Source organism: Mucilaginibacter terrae (assembly GCF_031951985.1).
Taxonomy (GTDB): Bacteria; Bacteroidota; Bacteroidia; order Sphingobacteriales; family Sphingobacteriaceae; genus Mucilaginibacter; species Mucilaginibacter terrae_A.
The window spans coordinates 2,362,994-2,381,374 of sequence record NZ_JAVLVU010000001.1; the positions used below are offsets into that span (position 1 = coordinate 2,362,994).

Genomic DNA, 18,381 nt, shown 5'->3' on the forward strand with positions numbered 1-18,381 from the left:
TATTAATTATTTAATACCTTTTTCAATGGTTTCGATAGCCTGTAAGTGGCTTTTTAAAGTTGGCAAAGTTTCAGTAGCAAAGGCTTTGATTTCTGCATCCTTAGCATCTTTTGAAGCTTTTTCAAAATGATCCACTGCTTTTTTGTGATCTTTCACCATTACATCAACATAAGCTTTGTCAAAATCAGCACCCGATTTGGTTTGTAAATCGGCCATTGTTTTTTGCTCGTCTTCGCCTACAGTAGTTGGTAAAGTAATGTTTTTAGCTTTAGCCAAATCCATTAATTTTTGGTTAGCACCGCCATGGTCTTTAACCATCATAGCTGCAAACTCTTTTACTTTTGCGTTGGTAGCTTTAGTTGCGGCCAATTTTGATAATTCAACTTCGGCCATACCTGAATTAGCTGCCGCTACTGCCCACTCGGCATCATCATTAACTACGGCAATACCACCGGTTTCTAAGGCGTTGGTTGATGTGTCTTTAGTGTAGTTGGCACTGTCAGCATTTTCTTTACTGTCATTACTTCCGGCTCCGCCGCATGATTGAAATGCCAGGGCTGCCAGCGCCAGCATTGCTATTGAACATACTTTTTTCATAATGTAGATATAATTTTAATTGTTAATTAAAGCCAACAACAAGTTTAATGCCTTTGGGTTTTAAAAATTCAGTCAAAAACTTTATCTATACCATTGTTATACTAAACTTAAAACGCTTTTACTATTTTTGGGCACCAACAAAAAGACGATATGAATTTTCCGGCAGAATTAAAATACACTAAAGACCACGAGTGGATCAGGGTTGAAGGCAACGAAGCCTACATTGGCATTACCGAATTTGCCCAGCGCGAATTAGGTGACATTGTTTACATTGATATAAATACAGTAGGGCAGGAAATTGCCAAAGATGCAGTTTTTGGCACTGTTGAAGCTGTTAAAACCGTATCAGACCTGTTTATGCCGGCAACTGCTACTGTATTGGAAATTAATGATAAGCTTGACGCACAGCCAGAGCTGGTAAACACCGACCCTTATGGCGATGGCTGGATGGTAAAAGTAAGCCTTGCTGATGTTGCTGAAGTTGAAGGTTTACTTTCGGCCGATGATTACAAAGGTGTAGTAGGCGCATAATTAAATGAGATCATTTTTAAGATACCAAAAGCTCACCCTCGGGTGGGCTTTATTTGTTTTGGTAATTTGCAATATGCCCATGGGCGAAGTAGGCAAATCGCCCAGGTTTTTTGCCGGGTTTGATAAACTGGTGCACTGCGGCTTGTTCTTTGTATTTAATATATTATCCACCTACGGAATTATAAGGCAACAACGTAACTTAAGGTGGCTTAATGCCGTAAAAGTGTTGGTAATTACGATTGCCTTTGGGGCGGTTATTGAACTGCTTCAGCTTTACGTTTTCACCTGGCGCAGCGGCGATTGGAACGATTTATTTGCCGACAGCGTGGGCGCTGGTATGGCAACTTTTGGCAGCATACTTACCGTAACCCTGATAAGTGATGAAAAGAATTAAGTTATTTGCAGCTCTTGCTTTGTTTGTGTCGCTATCTTCATGCGCAATATTAAAAAAAGACTGCGGTTGCCCGCATTTTGGAAAAATTTTAAATAAATCGGGCCAATTACGTAACGCTTGATATTATGACGCGTCATTTAGGCGGGTGTTTGTACTTATTTAGTTAAAATTTGTTAAAATTCAAATTTTAAACTAAATAATTAGTTATAATTACCTACCTTATTTCACGTATAATATGAAGCTACTCCTACCCTCTTTTTTATTAACCCTTATATTATGTATACCAGCTTTAAATGGTTTTGCACAAACGGGCGGAACTGTTAAAGCGCATATTATTGATGCCAAAAACCACGAGGCTATTGATTTTGCACCTGTTGCCATAATCAGGGCAGCCGACTCGGTAACTGTAACTAATTCAACTACCGATAAGGATGGTAATATCACCTTTAACAAAATTGCTTTTGGCAGCTACAAACTTGTAGTAAAACAATTGGGTTTAACTACCAAACTTCTTCCCTTTAATCTTACTAAAACAAATGTTGCGATTAACCTGGGCGATGTGCTTATGGAAGCAGATGTAAAAGCATTGAAAGCTGTACAGGTAGAAGGACAAAAAGCACCGGTAACCATTAAGAAAGATACAGTTGAATTTAACGCCGGATCTTTTAAAACCCAGCCCAATGATAATGTAGAGCAGTTATTGAAAAAATTGCCCGGCGTTGATGTAGATAAAGACGGCAAAGTTACCGCCCAGGGGCAACAGGTATCAAAAGTATATGTTGATGGCAAAGAGTTTTTTGGTAACGACCCAAAAGCTGCAACGAAGAACCTGCCTGCCGATGCCATTGATAAGGTGCAACTTATCGACGACAAAACCGAGAAAACCAAAAACACCGGTATTGACGATGGCCAGCGTGAAAAGGTATTGAACCTTACCCTAAAGGCCGACAAAAAGAAGGGTTGGTTTGGTAATGCAGCTGCTGCTGGTGGCAACACCGACAGGTTTTTAGGCCAGTTTAACATCAACCGTTTCGATAATAAAAAGCAGATCTCGGCCTTACTCCTGAGCAATAATGTAAACGAATCGGGCTTTACGATGGAAGACCTGAACAACTTTTCGGGCGGAAACATATTCGACACTTTTGGCTCGGCTAACGGCAGTATATCTATCAACGTGAATAGTGCGGGTAGGGCAAATATAAACGGCGCATTTTCGGGCGTAAGCGGTGGTTTAATTACCAGCCACAGCGGGGGACTTAACTATTCGGACGTTTGGGGAAGCAAGAGCCAGCTCAAATTCAATGCTAATTTTGTAACGGTTATATCATCAAATAACCTGATCAAAACCGATGATATACAAAACCCTGCACAGGGCCTGCTTACCAACCAGTTAAATACCGGTAACAATACCTACAACAGCTACCGGCTAAATATGAACCTCGAGTATAAGATGGATACGCTAACCACCCTACGGTTTAAACCCAGCTTATCATACGGTTACCAAGGCGGCATGAATACAGCCAACATTAATACTACTGATTATAGTAACAAAGCAATTAACCGCGGCAACCAGTTTTTAGATCAGGTAACCCGCACCCCGGTATTTGGCGGCCAGATAGGCATTAACCGTAAGTTACCTAATGGCAAGGGTTCGTTCAACTTTTTTACTACCGGCAGCTACACTCCTTACCGCAACCGCAACACCAGCCGCTTTGGGTCAACCAGCTATGTGGGCACCGCCCCGGTTGATAGTTTATCAAACCTGTACACCAACCAAAACGATGATGCCAGCAACGTTAATAGTACCCTTACACACGTTAGGCAGCTGAGCAAAAAACATAAGATTAACCTTGCCGTTGGACAGGGCATACAATACCGGTATGACAACGCCAACCAAAACACACTGCAATACAATGCAACCACTGGTTTTTATGATATAGTTTCGCCACAGTACAGCGGAGCTTATAACAATACCAACTGGCGTTATACATCCACTTTAGGAATCAATCAATCTAAAGAAAAGACCTCGTTAAATATTAATGCCGAACTGGCAAACCTGGGTCTTAACGGCGAATTCAACACCTCCTCATCGGGACCGGTTAAACGTAACGAGTGGGCTTTTGTGCCAAATGCCAGCTTTTCTTACCGTCCTAAACAAGGTACCAGTTTTTCGGTAAGTGCCCGGTTAGATGCCTCATTGCCTTCGATTACCGATCTGCAGCCATTTATCAATACCTCAAACACCATTTACAAACGGGTAGGTAACCCTGATCTGAATATGTCGCGTTCATTCAACATCAATACCAATTACAATACCTACGATGCTAAAACTAACTATTATTTCAACTTTTACGGTAGCTACAGCCGTATTTGGGACGGATTTTCGACCGAAAGTTTTTTTGACAATACCGGCATCACTACATCGCGCCCTATTAATACCGATGGCAACTACAGCGCTAATGCAGGTTTTAATTTAGGCAAGCCAACTAAAATTAAAGGCTTAAAATTAAATGCAGGGTTTTATGGCAACTTAAACCGCAATGTTAACTTCATCAATGGTAACGAAAACACGGTGTTGCGTATATCGCCAAGTGTAAACCTTGGCTCGAGCCTGGACAGGGACGTATTTCAATTATCGGCCAGGGTATCAGTTGGGTATAACAATGCTAAAAACTCTTATCAGCAAGCAGCCAACCGCGAGTATTACACATTTAACAATTATTATTCGGCCAGTGTAAAGCCTGCTAAAACATGGCGTATTTTCAGCGATCTAACGCAAAGCCTTTACCGTGGTCAGCCGGCAAGTGCCAATACCTCGGTTTACTTAATGAATGCCGGTATTGAACACTACTTTTTTAAAGGGCAAAACCTCACCCTGGCCCTTAACGGGTTTGATTTGTTAAATCAAAATGCGGGCTTGCAACGCTCGCTTTCATCAACCGGGCAAACCACCATAACGCAAACCAATATTTTAGGTCAGTACTTCTACATGAAACTTACCTACAAACTGGCAAAAATAGGCGGCGGAAACAATAGCAATAATGGCGTTATCATTATGCGCTAAGCCCCTGCTTTTTTACAAATGGCAAACACATACCTTATTTGGATTTGTTTTAAATAAGGAGTATGTTTGCGCATATATTTATGAAGAAGCTTTCGGATCTTAAAGTAGGCACAAAGGGCATCATTAAAGAGTTTACCGACCTGGAAATGTCGGTAAAGCTGATGGAAATGGGATGCCTCCCGGGCGAAGAAATTAAACTCGAGCGCGTTGCCCCACTGGGCGATCCTATTGCCGTTGCCGTTTCGGGCTACACACTCAGCCTGCGCAAACAGGAAGCTTCGACCATTATTTTACAGTAATTTATACCATTGAAGGCTGAGATCAGAGTTGCACTTGTTGGAAATCCCAATACCGGAAAATCGACCCTTTTTAACTTATTAACCGGGTTAAACCAAAAAATAGGGAACTTTCCGGGTATTACTGTCGATAAAAAGACCGGATCATGTAACCTGCCTGATGGCCGCCGTGCCGAAATAATTGACTTACCCGGCACCTACAGCCTATATCCTAAAAGCCGCGATGAATCCATCGTATTTTCGGTACTGGCCGATAAAGTTCACGAGGCCCCCGATTTGATCGTGGTTATCCTTGATGCATCCAACCTTAAACGTAACCTGCTTTTATACACCCAGGTAGCCGATTTAAAAATACCTGTCATTATAGCGCTCAACATGATGGATATGGCCAAAAAAGATGGCATAAGCATTGATGTTGACGGCTTATCGAAAAAACTGGGCGTACCGGTGGTTCCCATATCAGCACGTAAAAACGAGGGTATTGATAAACTTAAAGAAGCCGTTTCGCACGCCAATACCTATGCTTTACAGCAGGAAAGCATAGACGTAAAAGCCATTGCCCCGCAGTTGGTTGATGACATTGGCGAGGAAATGCAGGTAGACAATCCGTACTATGCCCTGCAACTGGCCCACCAGCATGAACACCTCACCTTTTTAACCGAGCAGCAAAGCAGCCGTATTGAAGAGTTGGAAGGTATACACAACTTCCACTCGCAACAGGCACAGGCTACCGAAACCATTGCCCGTTACAACTATATTAATGAGTTGCTTTACGACACGGTAAAAAAAGAGTCGACCGCTAAAGAAGAAACTACCAGCAACCGTATTGACAAGATACTTACGCACCGCGTGTTTGGCTTCCTGATATTTTTCGGCATTTTACTATTCATCTTCCAGGCCATATTTGCATGGTCGTCATACCCAATGGAGATGATCGAGGCACTTTTTGTATGGATGCAGCAAGGCGTGCATAACCTCTTACCCGCCGGTCCGCTAACCGATTTACTGGCCGATGGTATTGTGGCCGGGCTTAGCGGTGTACTGGTATTCATTCCACAAATTGCTATATTATTTGCGTTTATAGCCATTTTAGAAGACACCGGCTACATGGCACGCGTTACTTTTATGATGGATAAGGTAATGCGCAAAGTGGGGTTGAATGGAAAATCGGTAGTGCCATTAATTGGCGGTTTTGCCTGCGCTGTACCCTCAATTATGAGTACCCGCACCATCGAAAACTGGAAAGACCGTATGATTACAATTATGGTTACGCCGTTGGTAGCTTGTTCTGCCCGTTTACCGGTTTATACCTTATTGATAGCCCTGGTAGTGCCCAATAAAAATGTGTGGTGGATATTTAACCTGCAAGGTTTAGCCTTAACAGGAATGTATGTATTGAGCCTGGTATCAGCCATTATAGTTGCCTGGGTAATGAAACATATTTTAAAAGCCCGTGAGCGTGGTTATTTCATTATGGAGCTGCCTGTTTACCGTATGCCCCGCTGGAACAATGTACTGCTTACGATGTACGATCGTGCCAAAACCTTTGTGATTGAGGCAGGCAAGGTAATTATAGCGGTATCAATTATTTTATGGGTGTTAGCATCATACGGCCCGGGTGACAATTTTAAGCAGATAGAAAAGAAATACAGCGAACCTAAATATGGCCAAACCATGAAGCCATCGGAAATTGAGCATGCCATAGCATCCGAAAAGCTGGAAAGCTCATACGCCGGTTACTTAGGCCACGTTATTGAACCGGCTATTAAGCCACTGGGCTTCGACTGGAAGATAGGTATAGCCATTATTACCTCTTTTGCCGCACGTGAGGTTTTTGTAGGCACTATGGCCACCATTTACAGTGTAGACGGCGACCCGGAAGAGATACAATCTGTTAAACAAAAACTGGGTACTGCCCGTAACAGCGAAACAGGCCAACCTACTTTTACACTCGCGGTATCTTTCTCATTAATGATGTTTTATGCCTTTGCCATGCAATGTGCCAGCACCGTAGCAACCGTTTACCGCGAAACCAAAGACTGGCGCTGGCCAGCCGTACAGTTTGCTTATATGACGGCTTTGGCTTATGCGGCGAGTTTTATTACGTATCAATTGTTGAAATAAAAAAAGCACCTTGATGTAAAGGCGCTTCTATCCAATTATACTTCCTTATTTGTTGTATTAACGGAAAAATTCTCCTGTAGCTGTTGTATAAGTTGTGGTGTTAATACTTGGATCTGTACTAAAATATTCAAAAGAAACTCTTAAAGTAGTTGGAGCAGTACTTAGATCTATCGTACCTGAATCTGACCAGGTAACATTGCCATAGCCTGTAGCATCAGGGTCCTCGTAATCACTATCAGCGTAAGAATCAAAATTATCGCTGTTATAATCATATATCCATAAGCGGTGCAAACCCACGTTTACGCCAGTACCTGGAACTACGTTAACCGACCAACTGAGCGTATTACCGCTAACACTTAGAGTTACGTCCATAACATTACCCAAATAATCTGTTTTCGAAAAGCTCATATTGGTATTATTCATGGTTCCATCATAATGGGAACCATTAGAATCATAATGAGAGGACGTGCTTTGGAAATTATCGATATAAGGTATTTTAAGGCTAACACTTTTTTGCGAAAACCGTGTTGTGCCAAATTTGCATTTTAAAAAAGAGCCCATAGGTTTTTTGCCAGCTTTTGCTGTACTAAATAACACTATAAGCGCAACGAAAAAGAATACTTTTTTCATAATAAAGATTTAATAAGGTTTCAATAAATGCCTTAGGCAGGCTGGTTAGTTGTTAGGTTATTAGGGGAGTATAATTGGCTGTTTAGCAGACGTGCAGAAGTATCTGCGTATTATAAAGCTCAGTATTAAAAATCAGATTAACAATTATTTGCGATATATTTTTTGCAGTAGCCCGACAGAAATAATTTTAACAAATGTTATATTTGATTAGGAGAAAGAATTGGACAAGATTAAAGTTTTAGAGAAATACTTACCTACCGGAGCGGCACCGCTCATTGTCAAATGGATTGACTATTTTAAATGTGAGTTTAAAATATCGCGCAGCCGCAACAGTAAGTTTGGCGATTACCGACCGCCTTTTCAGGGTAAAGGGCACCGTATATCGGTTAACCACAATTTAAATCCTTATGCCTTTTTAGTAACCACCGTGCATGAGTTTGCTCACCTATACACCTGGAATCAGCATAAAAACCTCATTAAACCCCACGGTGCCGAATGGAAAGCAAATTTCAAGAAAATGATGCAGCCATTTTTTGAGCAACAGGTTTTTCCGGCTGATATTACTTTTGCTATAACCGCTTACCTGAATAACCCCGGCGCCTCAAGCTGCTCGGACTTGAACTTGTATCGTACCCTAAGAAAATACGACAACAACGCAGCAACAGCTACCACTATTGAAAAAATACCGTTAAAAGCTGTTTTTAAAATTAAGGATGGACGGGTGTTCCGTAAGGAAGAGCAATTGCGCAAACGCTTCAGGTGCGTGGAAATAAGCACCAAGCGCATTTATTTGTTTAGCCCTGTAGCTGAGGTGGAGTTAGTAGAGGTTGCTTAAAAGATCTTGGTGTCAAGATCATTCATTTGCGCATCCAGCACGCTGGTATCAAACACGGGTTTCAGCACATAAATTAACTGCACTAAACCACTGCTGTAAGTAATTGTGTCTTGTAAAATAAGTTCTACCCGGTTCTTTAAATCTTCAAATAACGGTTTACCTGCACTTAATATAATGGGATGAACCGATAAATGCATTTCGGTTATCCAGCGCTTTGCTAAAAAAGCTTTTACTAAACTGGCACCGCCATATAGCCAGATATTGTAGCCTTCGCTTTCCATTATAGCCTGCACTTTAACATCAAACTCATGGCTGCGTATCAATTCAATTTTAGGATGTCCGGCATCCTGCATCGAATTTGAAAACACATATATCTTCTTTACATCAGGAAAGTACTCGTCCTCTTTGCCGGCAATCAGTTCATAGCTTTTACGGCCAACAAATAGGGCATCGGTTTGGGCAACAAACTCGGTTAAACCATAGCCCTGATCGGTAAAGCACCAGTCGTAAGCGCCGTTGGCATCTTCTATATACCCGTCAAGGCTTACGGCCACGTTCAATATTACTTTTCTCATTTAGTCTTTATCGGTTAGGTTTTGCTCTTCTTTCCAGCGTTGAGCAAATGATTTTTCGGCCACTTCAGGCATCGCCCTGTACTTACCCCACGATTTTTTGAAGAAGGTGCGCAACATAAAGTTCTTCATCTTTCCTCCAAAAAAATCGGTGAGTTTGCGGCTCATCATGGCCTTTTTCCAGGCTGCCCATCCCCATTGCTCGGGCTTACTTACTATACCTTCTTTCACGGCATCCCGGCGGTTAAGCAGCAACATTTTATGGATGTCGATTTTAACCGGGCAAACCTCGGTACAACGTCCGCAAAGACTCGATGCATAGCTCAAGTGTTTAAACTCCTCCATGCCCCGCATATGCGGCGTAATTACCGAACCAATTGGCCCACTATACGTAGTATCATAAGTATAACCACCCACGTTTTGATACACCGGGCAGGCATTTAAACAAGCACCGCAACGTATACAATATAAACCCTGACGCTGATCTTTTTGAGCCAACAGGTCGGTTCGGCCATTGTCCAGCAAAATTACGTACATTTCTTCCGGGCCGTCGGTTTCGAGCGGTTGGCGCGGACCGGTGAGTATAGTATTGTACACCGTTAGATTTTGCCCTGTGCCGTGTGTAGCCAGCATAGGCCAAAACAAATCAAGCTCATTAATAGATGGTATCAATTTTTCGATACCCACCACGGCTATGTGTATTTTAGGGAAGGTGGTGGTTAAACGCGTATTGCCTTCATTTTCGCTTACGGCTATGCTGCCTGTATCGGCAATTAAAAAGTTGGCACCGGTTATACCCGCATCGGCCTCTAAATATTTATCGCGAAGTAACTCCCGCGCTTTGGCAGTAAGCTGTTCGGGGGTAGAATCAATAGGCGTTCCGAATTTTTCGTGGAAGAGCTTGGCAATGTCTTCTTTGGAGAGGTGCATAGCCGGAGTTACAATATGATAAGGCTTTTGCCCCAGCAGTTGCACAATGTATTCGCCCAAATCCGTTTCCAGCGATTCGATGTTATTCTGCTCCAGAAATTCATTTAAATGAATTTCTTCGGTAGCCATGGTTTTTGATTTTACTATACGCCTTGCTCCTGCATTTTGCAATATACTTAATATCTCCTGCTGCGCTTCTTCTACATCATTGGCCCATATTACCTTACCACCACGACGCTGAAAGTTGGCCTCAAACTCAGGCAGGTACTTATCGAGGTTTTCCATAATGCGCCACTTGATAACATGCGCTTTGCGTTTGGCCGTTTCCATATTAGCCAAACGGGCAGTACCACGGGCCACCGAAGTATGGTAGCGCCCCATATTAAAGTTTATAATGCGGCGATGATCGCGGTCAAAAACCTTCTCCTCCGAATCTGTCAAAAATTTCGCGGCAGTATCTCCCATAAAGAGCGAAAATAGTGTTTTTTAATTTTAGTTGACGGAAGTTATAGCTATAAATGCCATCCTTGAAAGCAAAGTTTGCAAGGACACACCCCTGCCATTGCTTTACCTCACCCGCCCCCTCTCAAGAGGGGAATTGAACTTCATCAACAAAAAAGCGCCGTTTGAGTTTCCTCAACGGCGCTTATGTTTTCAACAATGTTATTTGCTTAGTTACGGTTAGCTGGCATATCGTTAGTAACGTCAACCACGGGGCGCTCATCGCGGTTTGCTAAATCCCAGCCGGTATAAAATACCAATTGAGCACGTTTAACCAGTAATGGGAAGTCGATTTTGCTTACCTCATCGCTTACCTTGTGGTAGTCTTCGTGCACACCATCAAAGTAAAATACAATTGGCACGTTGTGCTTGGCAAAGTTATAATGGTCTGAACGGTAATAGATACGCTCAGGATCTTTAGGATCATTGTACTTATAATCAACCGCCAACTTGGTGTAGGTATTGTTGGCGTTCTCGCTTATTTTGTGCAGCGTGGTACTTAACTTATCCGAACCAATCAGGTAGCAGTAATCAGGCGAATCTTTGTGGGCAGGGTCACGGCGACCGATCATATCGATGTTTAGATCGGTAATGGTATTAGCCAGCGGGAATACAGGATGCTCGGAATAGTATTCAGAACCCAATAAGCCTTTTTCTTCACCCACGTTGCCTAAAAACAGGATGGTACGGCGCGGGCCTTTACCGTCTTTTTTAGCTTTCATAAAAGCGGTGGCAATTTCCAGAATGCCAACGGTGCCTGAACCATCATCATCGGCACCGTTATTAATACGGTCGCCCGGAGTACCTTCTGGTTCCATGCCAATGTGATCGTAGTGAGCCGAAAAAACTAAAACTTCGTCTTTCAATTTAGGGTCCGAACCGGGGATCATAGCCACAATATCAACAGCTTTGGCATCTATAGTTTTGGTTGCGTAATCAACCGCAACATCGGCTTTTGCAGTTTGAGTAGCAGGAGCAGCTTTTAATTGCTCGTAAGTTTTACCGCTTGCTTTTAAAAGGTTATCGGCAACGGGTTGGCTTATGGTTAGCACAGGTGTACGGGCAACCACAGGCCGAGGGTTATCGGCTTTAAGCGTCATTCGGCCACCGGCAGGTGCAACCGGGTTAACTTTTCCTACTGCAAGTATCAAAGCTGCCTTTTTTTGACCCAGCATTGCTGCTAAACGGCCAAAGGCACGCATAGGGCTAACACTGGCATCGGCACCCGGTTTCGCATCAGCAATTACTAAAACTACTTTGCCTTCCAGGTTAACATCTTTAATCTCTGCTTCAGATCCGTATCCTATAAACACTATTTCGGCAGCAGTTACGGTTTGAACACCCGAACCACTCATTACCGAGAAATCTTTACCCTGGGTAAGTTTACTTCCGTTAATGCTTAATGAATTTACACCAAAGCTGGTAACCGACAAAGGCACATCTAAAAAGTACGAACCTTTATTGGCAGGCAACAACCCTAATTTCTTGTATTCGCCGGCCAAATAATTAGCGGCTCTGTCTGCACCTGGTTTACCGGTTTCGCGGCCTTCCATTTCATCCGACGCTACAATGGTTAAATGCTTTTTGGCATTTTCAACGGTAATGTACTTAGCGTACTTTACCGCAGTGGCGTTTTGCTGGGCACAAGCCCCAAGTGCTACCGCCAGTGCAGCACTGCACAATAAAATTTTCTTCATGAGTTAATAAAAAGAGCAGTAAGTTACTTAATGTATTTTAACAGCTAAGCAACAAATATGTGACTTTATGTACTGATTAGCAAGACATTTTAGCCACGCGATTGGCATGACGGCCACCTTCAAATTCAGTATCTAAAAACAGTTCAACAATTTCTTTGGCATCATCTAAAGAAATGAAACGCTCGGGTATGCAAACAATATTTGCATTGTTATGCTTACGCGCCAGTGATGCCAACTCGGGCAACCAGCAAATAGCTGCGCGTATATCCTGATGTTTATTAGCTGTAATAGCAACACCATTAGCACTTCCACAAACTAAAATACCAAAATCAAACTCGCCGCTTTCAACAGCCGAAGCTACGGGATGGGCAAAGTCAGGGTAATCAGTAGATTCGGTTGAATGGGTACCAAAATCTTTAACGGTAGCTTGTGGTAACCATTCTACTAATGCTTGCTTATAGTTAAAACCTGCATGATCAGAGCCTATGGCTATTTTAAATTCTTTGTTCATGATGATGTATGATGATTAAAATAACAACCTGTATGACTATCAGGTTAATTACCTGTCTTCATTAATTTATTGGCTTTTTTAAGTTTGATTTTCTCTACCCTGCCAGCTACCACAATACCCACTTCATAAAGCACAAATAACGGCACACTCACAATACACATGGTAAGTATATCTGGAGTTGGGGTAATTACGGCCGAGATAATGAGAATCCCTACAATAGCATAACGCCTGCCATTACGCATAAACGCCGGGGTTAGCATACCAATGCTCGATAGGATGTAAACGATCATAGGTAACTGGAACACAAGACCTGTTGCCAGCGTAAGCGTGGTTACTGATGATAAGTAAGAATCGATAGTAAAAGTATTTTCAATAATATTACTCACTTTGTAGCCTGCCAAAAAGCTGATAGACTCAGGAGCAATAATGAAGTAACCGAACATAATACCCATAATAAACAGGGCGGTGGCATAAAACACAAAACCTGATGCCGCCTTAGCCTCGTTTTCATGCAGTGCAGGCTTTATAAAGCGCCATATTTCCCAAAGTAAATAGGGAGCACCAAGCACCAATCCTGTTATAAAACACGAATTGATTTGCATGGTAAACTGCCCGGCCATTTCGGTATTAATAATTTTACCCTGAATAGCCTTTACACATAAACCCGGACGGTTTAACGCATCGGCCAGTTTGCACATCATGCGGTAGAACCAAAAATCGCTACGCATGGGACCCATAATCACTTTATCAAAAATAAAGTCGTAAAAATAAAATGCCAGGCCGGTGAAGATCAAAATGGCAATTGCCGAGCGTATCAAATGCCAGCGTAACACCTCAATATGGTCAAAAAACGACATTTCAACGTCGAGTTCCTTGCTCTTTTCCTTTATTGCTTCTACTAATTTATTATCGCTCATGTATTGTAAACAAAAATACCATTCTGTATAACATACGAATGGTATTAGAGATTAATTTTATTTATATCGAAATTTATTCTGCAATCTCGAAGCTTTCCATAAACTTGGTGGTAAAATTACCGGCCCTGAAGTTAGGGTCCTGCATTAACTGTAAGTGGAAAGGAATAGTAGTTTTAATACCTTCAATAACAAACTCGCTTAATGCGCGGTGCATCGTATTCAAAGCTTCTTCGCGGGTTTGGGCCACACAAATTAACTTGGCAATCATCGAGTCGTAGTTTGGCGGAATAACATAGCCGCTATATACGTGTGTGTCAACACGTACACCGTGCCCACCCGGTGAGTGGAAATTGGTAATTTTACCCGGTGATGGACGGAAATTATTAAAAGGATCTTCGGCATTGATACGGCACTCTATGGCGTGCATTGTTGGCTCGTAGTTTTTGCCCGATATTGGCGTTCCCGCCGCTACTTTGATCTGTTCCTTAATTAAGTCAACGTTAATTACCTCTTCGGTTACGGGATGCTCCACCTGTATACGGGTGTTCATCTCCATAAAGTAGAAGTTGTGGTGTTTATCAACCAAAAACTCGATGGTACCGGCACCTTCATACTGAACAGCTTTGGCACCTTTGATGGCAGCCTCACCCATTTTTTTACGCAGCTTTTCGGTCATGAATGGTGAAGGTGATTCTTCAACCAGTTTTTGGTGACGACGCTGAATAGAGCAATCCCTTTCAGACAAATGGCAAACTTTACCATACTGGTCGCCTACTACCTGAATTTCGATGTGGCGTGGATCTTCCACGTATTTTTCGAGGTAAATACCATCGTTACCAAAGGCAGCGCCTGCCTCGGCACGGGCCGAATCCCAGGCGGGTTCAAACTCCATGTCGTTCCAAACAATGCGCATACCACGGCCACCACCACCGGCAGTTGCTTTTAGTATAACCGGATAGCCAATTTTGTTGGCAATATGTATACCTTCTTTAACATCGTGCAACAAACCTTCCGACCCCGGAATAGTTGGTACACCAGCTTTTTTCATGGTTGCTTTGGCAGCAGCCTTGTCGCCCATATCGTTGATCTGGTCGGCAGTGGCACCAATGAATTTAATGCCGTACTCGGCACAAATAGCCGAAAATTTGGCATTTTCAGACAAGAAACCATAGCCCGGATGGATAGCATCGGCATTAGTAACTTCGGCAGCTGATATGATGTTGGGGATATTTAAATAAGAATCGCGGCTGGCCGGCGGACCTATACATACGGCCTCATCGGCAAAGCGCACGTGCAGGCTGTCGCGGTCGGCGGTAGAATATACGGCTACCGTTTTAATGCCCATTTCCTTACAAGTACGGATAATGCGCAGGGCTATTTCGCCACGGTTAGCTATGAGTATTTTTTTAAACATGTCTTTTTAGATGTGCAAATGTGCAGATATGCAAATGTGCGAATGATTTAATTTCTTATCATCTGCACATTTGCACATCTGCACATCAGCAAATTTACATAGGTTCAACTAAAAACAAAGGTTGGTCGTACTCAACCGGTGATGAGTTATCAACCAGTACTTTTACGATTCTGCCCGATACTTCTGACTCGATCTCGTTAAACAGTTTCATGGCTTCGATGATACAAAGCACGCTGCCCGGTTTAATTTCGTCGCCCACGTTGGCTAACGATGGCTTATCAGGAGATGATGAACGGTAGAAAGTACCGATCATAGGAGATTTTATAGTTACATATTTAGATACATCTGCAGCAGCAGGAGCATCGGTAGGAGCAGGTATGTGTTCGGCAGCAACGGGAAGTACAGGTGCCGCAGCCGGAACACCAGCTTGTGCTACCGGCAATGTAGCATTAACAATAGTTGGAGCCTGATTTGTTTTGATGGTGATCTTGAACTCGTTTTGTTCAATGGAAACCTCGTTTACGCCCGATTTAGAAACGAAACGGATCAAGTCCTGTATTTGTTTAATATCCATGTTTTAGGTGTAGTTGGTTCTTAACAAGAATTAAAAACCTAAGTTATAACAAATTAAATAAAAATTGTTCCCAAAAATTAGTAAGCCCACTTAATGAGCATCGATCCCCAGGTAAAACCACCGCCAAAGGCAGCCAGCACAATGTTGTCGCCTTTTTTGAATTTGCTTTCCCACTCCCAAAGGCATAATGGTATAGTTCCGTTGGTGGTGTTACCGTAACGTTCAATGTTTATAACAACTTTTTCGTCGCTTATACCCATACGATTAGCAGTGGCATCGATGATACGCTTATTGGCCTGGTGTGGAACCAGCCATGCAATATCATCGGCAACAAGGTTATTGCGCTCCATAATTTCGGCAGCAACATCGGCCATGTTGGTAACGGCAAATTTAAATACGGTTTTACCTTCCTGGTAAGCAAAGTGCTCACGTTTATCAATGGTTTCGTATGAAGCCGGGCGTAATGAACCGCCTGCTTTCATGTGCAGAAACTCGCGGCCTGCGCCATCGCTTTTCAACACCGAATCCATAATACCTAAACCTTCGGTAGTTGGCTCGAGCAGGGCACAGCCACAACCATCACCAAAAATTATGCAGGTGGCGCGGTCGGTATAATCAATTATAGACGACATTTTATCGCCCCCTACAACCAGTACCTTGGTGTGTTTGCCGCTTTCTATAAAAGATGCACCAGTAGCCAAACCAAATACAAAACCCGAGCAGGCAGCCTGCAGGTCATACCCCCAGGCGTTCTTGGCTCCAATTTTATCGGCCAGTATGTTGGCCGTTGCCGGGAAAGGCATATCAGGAGTGGTGGTACAAAAAATAATAAGGTCAATTTCTTCGGCAGTGATGCCGCGCTTTTTTAGCAAGCCTTCAACAGCGGGTACAGCTAAATCAGATGTAGCAGTTCCTTCGCCTTTGAGGATGCGGCGCTCTTTGATGCCGGTACGAGAGGTGATCCACTCGTCGTTAGTATCAACCAGCGATTCAAGCTCGTGGTTGGTAAGCACATATTCGGGTGCATAGCCATGTACAGCGGTAATTGCAGCCTGTATTTTATGCATTTATCTAAATAGTTTAAACGAAAGCTTGTTTGATTTTATCAACCAGGTTACTCTCGGCCATATTAGCCGACAAAAGTACCATATTCTTTATGGCTTCGGGATTGGAGATACCATGCCCTACAACCACCGGCGCATTTACCCCAAGAATAGGGCTGCCGCCATACTGCTCATAGTTAAAGCGGTCAAAAAACTCGTCTTTTATCCTTTTTTTACGGGTAATAACGTAAAACGATTCTGCCAGTTTAAGGATAACGTTACCTGTAAAACCATCGCACACAAATACATCTGCGCTGTCGTTAAACAAATCACGGCCTTCCACATTGCCCACAAAGTTAAAAAGCTGGGTTTCTTTCATTAAAGGATAGGTGGCCAGGCTAAGCATATTGCCTTTTTCTTCCTCTTCGCCTATATTCATGAGTGCAACGCGTGGGTTGTTCATGTTATAAACGTTTTCGGCAAGCAAGCTGCCCAGTACACCAAATTGCAAAAGCACATCGGGCTTACAATCGGCATTGGCACCTACATCTAACAAAATACCCAAACCGCCTTCCAGTTTGGGTACAATAGTAGTCATGGCCGGGCGTATAACACCCGGTATAGTTTTTACGCTGAACATAGCACCAACCAGCATAGCGCCTGTGTTACCTGCCGACGAAAAGGCCTGAATATGGCCTTCTTTCAACAGCTTAAAGCCCACACCAATACTGGAGCCGGGCTTTTGCGCAATAGCTTTGGTGGGATGCTCACCCATACCAATCACCTCAGTTGTGTGTACAAACTCAAAGCGATCAGGATTGAAGTCATTTTCCTGAAGAATACTTGTGGCAATTTCTTTATCGCCAACCAATACCAGCGTTTGCCCGCCGGTTAAAGCTTTATAAGCTTCAATTGCTCCTAAAACAGCTGCTTTAGGAGCATAATCGCCGCCCATAATATCTAAGCCTATCTTCATTTGCACGAAAACGGGGCTTAAACGGTTGCAGCTTTCTCGATCAGTAATTTACCGTTGTAGTATACGTTACCATCAACAGTGTAAGCACGGTGAGGTAAGTGTACGGCACCGGTAGTTGCACAAGTAGTTAATGAAGGAGCTTCAGCTTTATAGTGCGTTCTGCGTTTTGCAGTTCTTGATTTGGAGAACTTACGTTTTGGATTTGGCATAACTTTAAATTATATCATTTTAATTTTTTGAGCGCGTCCCAGCGTGGGTCTTCACTCTTTTCCTGTTCGTCACCGCCCGACAGTTGATTTAACCTGTCAAGCATATCTTTATCACAATCGCGACCGTTACCCTCATTACTGCATACCGCAATAAAAGGAACGGAAACATTTATATACTCGTATATCAACCCCGAAATGTCTATTTCAACATCATTTTTATTCAGGGTAATTATCTCTTCGTTCTCATCAACCTCTTCTTCGCTAAACTTAGCCACCTGCTGCTCGTGTATATCAACAGGCTGGTTATATTCAGACAAACACCTATCGCAGGTTACTTCAACTGTACCGTGGATATGAAAATCCAGGATAATCATAGTTTCCTGCTTATCGAGCGTTACATGGCATTGAAGATTTGCTTTTTTAACAAGTGAGTATTCAAATTCTTTGAAAAACTCGCCGTCAACCACATAATCAAAGTCATGCTTGCCCAGCTTTAAGCCGGTAAAGGGTATTGAATATGTTTTTAACGATTTCAATGAGCGATAATTAGCCCGCAAATGTAGACA

General features: G+C 42.8%; 19 protein-coding genes. 6 read left to right on the forward strand and 13 right to left on the reverse strand.

The features are described from left to right. Positions 1-6: 6 nt before the first annotated feature. A complete protein-coding gene (locus QE417_RS09840; protein WP_311949591.1) occupies positions 7-597 on the reverse strand; it encodes a DUF4142 domain-containing protein in 591 nt (196 codons plus the stop codon). Positions 598-747: 150 nt separating this feature from the next. Between QE417_RS09840 and gcvH the strand changes: the two genes are divergently transcribed. From gcvH to feoB, 5 genes are all read left to right on the forward strand, one after another. Next, complete coding sequence (gene gcvH, locus QE417_RS09845) at positions 748-1,128, forward strand: glycine cleavage system protein GcvH (protein ID WP_311949592.1); 381 nt, start codon at positions 748-750, stop codon at positions 1,126-1,128. A 4-nt stretch (positions 1,129-1,132) separates the two neighbouring features. Next, positions 1,133-1,522, forward strand: a complete 390-nt coding sequence (locus tag QE417_RS09850; RefSeq protein ID WP_311949593.1) for a VanZ family protein — start codon at positions 1,133-1,135, stop codon at positions 1,520-1,522. Between the two features lie 235 nt (positions 1,523-1,757). Beyond that, positions 1,758-4,586, forward strand: a complete 2,829-nt coding sequence (locus QE417_RS09855; protein WP_311949594.1) for an outer membrane beta-barrel protein — start codon at positions 1,758-1,760, stop codon at positions 4,584-4,586. An 80-nt stretch (positions 4,587-4,666) separates the two neighbouring features. Further along, entirely contained in the window at positions 4,667-4,885 is a 219-nt protein-coding gene (locus QE417_RS09860) for a FeoA family protein (protein ID WP_311949595.1), read from the forward strand. 9 nt (positions 4,886-4,894) lie between these two features. Continuing rightward, positions 4,895-7,006, forward strand: coding sequence for a ferrous iron transport protein B (feoB, locus tag QE417_RS09865; protein WP_311949596.1), 2,112 nt, complete (start codon positions 4,895-4,897; stop codon positions 7,004-7,006). A 57-nt stretch (positions 7,007-7,063) separates the two neighbouring features. Here the strand turns inward: feoB and QE417_RS09870 are convergent, their stop codons facing one another. Next, complete coding sequence (locus tag QE417_RS09870) at positions 7,064-7,636, reverse strand: hypothetical protein (RefSeq protein WP_311949597.1); 573 nt, start codon at positions 7,634-7,636, stop codon at positions 7,064-7,066. 220 nt (positions 7,637-7,856) lie between these two features. Between QE417_RS09870 and QE417_RS09875 the strand changes: the two genes are divergently transcribed. Beyond that, on the forward strand, positions 7,857-8,471 hold the full coding sequence (locus QE417_RS09875; protein ID WP_311949598.1) for a SprT-like domain-containing protein: 615 nt from the start codon (positions 7,857-7,859) through the stop codon (positions 8,469-8,471). Here QE417_RS09875 and QE417_RS09880 read toward each other — a convergent pair. The 11 genes from QE417_RS09880 to QE417_RS09930 all read right to left on the reverse strand — a co-directional run bounded on the left by QE417_RS09880 (position 8,468) and on the right by QE417_RS09930 (position 18,351). Then, a complete protein-coding gene (locus QE417_RS09880) occupies positions 8,468-9,046 on the reverse strand; it encodes a dihydrofolate reductase family protein (RefSeq protein ID WP_311949599.1) in 579 nt (192 codons plus the stop codon). The genes QE417_RS09875 and QE417_RS09880 overlap by 4 nt on opposite strands. Then, complete coding sequence (locus QE417_RS09885) at positions 9,047-10,438, reverse strand: LutB/LldF family L-lactate oxidation iron-sulfur protein (RefSeq protein WP_311949600.1); 1,392 nt, start codon at positions 10,436-10,438, stop codon at positions 9,047-9,049. It lies immediately after the preceding gene. 206 nt (positions 10,439-10,644) lie between these two features. After that, positions 10,645-12,171 carry a M28 family peptidase gene (locus tag QE417_RS09890; protein WP_311949601.1) on the reverse strand — a complete coding sequence of 509 codons (1,527 nt, stop codon included), beginning with the start codon at positions 12,169-12,171 and terminating at the stop codon, positions 10,645-10,647. Positions 12,172-12,247: 76 nt separating this feature from the next. Continuing rightward, the gene (rpiB, locus tag QE417_RS09895) at positions 12,248-12,682 is read right to left on the reverse strand and encodes a ribose 5-phosphate isomerase B (protein WP_311949602.1); all 435 of its coding nucleotides are present in this window, start codon (positions 12,680-12,682) and stop codon (positions 12,248-12,250) included. A gap of 44 nt (positions 12,683-12,726) precedes the next feature. After that, positions 12,727-13,599, reverse strand: a complete 873-nt coding sequence (gene tatC, locus QE417_RS09900; protein ID WP_311949603.1) for a twin-arginine translocase subunit TatC — start codon at positions 13,597-13,599, stop codon at positions 12,727-12,729. Positions 13,600-13,672: 73 nt separating this feature from the next. Continuing rightward, a complete protein-coding gene (gene accC / locus QE417_RS09905; protein WP_311949604.1) occupies positions 13,673-15,013 on the reverse strand; it encodes an acetyl-CoA carboxylase biotin carboxylase subunit in 1,341 nt (446 codons plus the stop codon). Between the two features lie 94 nt (positions 15,014-15,107). After that, entirely contained in the window at positions 15,108-15,587 is a 480-nt protein-coding gene (accB, locus tag QE417_RS09910) for an acetyl-CoA carboxylase biotin carboxyl carrier protein (RefSeq protein ID WP_311949605.1), read from the reverse strand. Positions 15,588-15,664: 77 nt separating this feature from the next. Next, positions 15,665-16,654 carry a beta-ketoacyl-ACP synthase III gene (locus QE417_RS09915; RefSeq protein WP_311949607.1) on the reverse strand — a complete coding sequence of 330 codons (990 nt, stop codon included), beginning with the start codon at positions 16,652-16,654 and terminating at the stop codon, positions 15,665-15,667. A 13-nt stretch (positions 16,655-16,667) separates the two neighbouring features. Next, positions 16,668-17,606, reverse strand: coding sequence for a phosphate acyltransferase PlsX (gene plsX, locus QE417_RS09920; RefSeq protein ID WP_311949608.1), 939 nt, complete (start codon positions 17,604-17,606; stop codon positions 16,668-16,670). Positions 17,607-17,623: 17 nt separating this feature from the next. Then, positions 17,624-17,815, reverse strand: coding sequence for a 50S ribosomal protein L32 (rpmF, locus tag QE417_RS09925; protein ID WP_311949609.1), 192 nt, complete (start codon positions 17,813-17,815; stop codon positions 17,624-17,626). Between the two features lie 14 nt (positions 17,816-17,829). Continuing rightward, positions 17,830-18,351 carry a YceD family protein gene (locus QE417_RS09930; protein ID WP_311949610.1) on the reverse strand — a complete coding sequence of 174 codons (522 nt, stop codon included), beginning with the start codon at positions 18,349-18,351 and terminating at the stop codon, positions 17,830-17,832. Positions 18,352-18,381 lie beyond the last annotated feature (30 nt).

Coding starts and splice junctions, on each gene's coding strand:
- QE417_RS09840 (WP_311949591.1), bottom strand. CDS start 597: ATGAAAAAAGTATGTTCAATAGCAATGCTGGCGCTGGCAGCCCTGGCA.
- gcvH (WP_311949592.1), top strand. CDS start 748: ATGAATTTTCCGGCAGAATTAAAATACACTAAAGACCACGAGTGGATC.
- QE417_RS09850 (WP_311949593.1), top strand. CDS start 1,133: ATGAGATCATTTTTAAGATACCAAAAGCTCACCCTCGGGTGGGCTTTA.
- QE417_RS09855 (WP_311949594.1), top strand. CDS start 1,758: ATGAAGCTACTCCTACCCTCTTTTTTATTAACCCTTATATTATGTATA.
- QE417_RS09860 (WP_311949595.1), top strand. CDS start 4,667: ATGAAGAAGCTTTCGGATCTTAAAGTAGGCACAAAGGGCATCATTAAA.
- QE417_RS09870 (WP_311949597.1), bottom strand. CDS start 7,636: ATGAAAAAAGTATTCTTTTTCGTTGCGCTTATAGTGTTATTTAGTACA.
- QE417_RS09880 (WP_311949599.1), bottom strand. CDS start 9,046: ATGAGAAAAGTAATATTGAACGTGGCCGTAAGCCTTGACGGGTATATA.
- QE417_RS09885 (WP_311949600.1), bottom strand. CDS start 10,438: ATGGGAGATACTGCCGCGAAATTTTTGACAGATTCGGAGGAGAAGGTT.
- QE417_RS09890 (WP_311949601.1), bottom strand. CDS start 12,171: ATGAAGAAAATTTTATTGTGCAGTGCTGCACTGGCGGTAGCACTTGGG.
- rpiB (WP_311949602.1), bottom strand. CDS start 12,682: ATGAACAAAGAATTTAAAATAGCCATAGGCTCTGATCATGCAGGTTTT.
- tatC (WP_311949603.1), bottom strand. CDS start 13,599: ATGAGCGATAATAAATTAGTAGAAGCAATAAAGGAAAAGAGCAAGGAA.
- accC (WP_311949604.1), bottom strand. CDS start 15,013: ATGTTTAAAAAAATACTCATAGCTAACCGTGGCGAAATAGCCCTGCGC.
- accB (WP_311949605.1), bottom strand. CDS start 15,587: ATGGATATTAAACAAATACAGGACTTGATCCGTTTCGTTTCTAAATCG.
- QE417_RS09915 (WP_311949607.1), bottom strand. CDS start 16,654: ATGCATAAAATACAGGCTGCAATTACCGCTGTACATGGCTATGCACCC.
- plsX (WP_311949608.1), bottom strand. CDS start 17,606: ATGAAGATAGGCTTAGATATTATGGGCGGCGATTATGCTCCTAAAGCA.
- rpmF (WP_311949609.1), bottom strand. CDS start 17,815: ATGCCAAATCCAAAACGTAAGTTCTCCAAATCAAGAACTGCAAAACGC.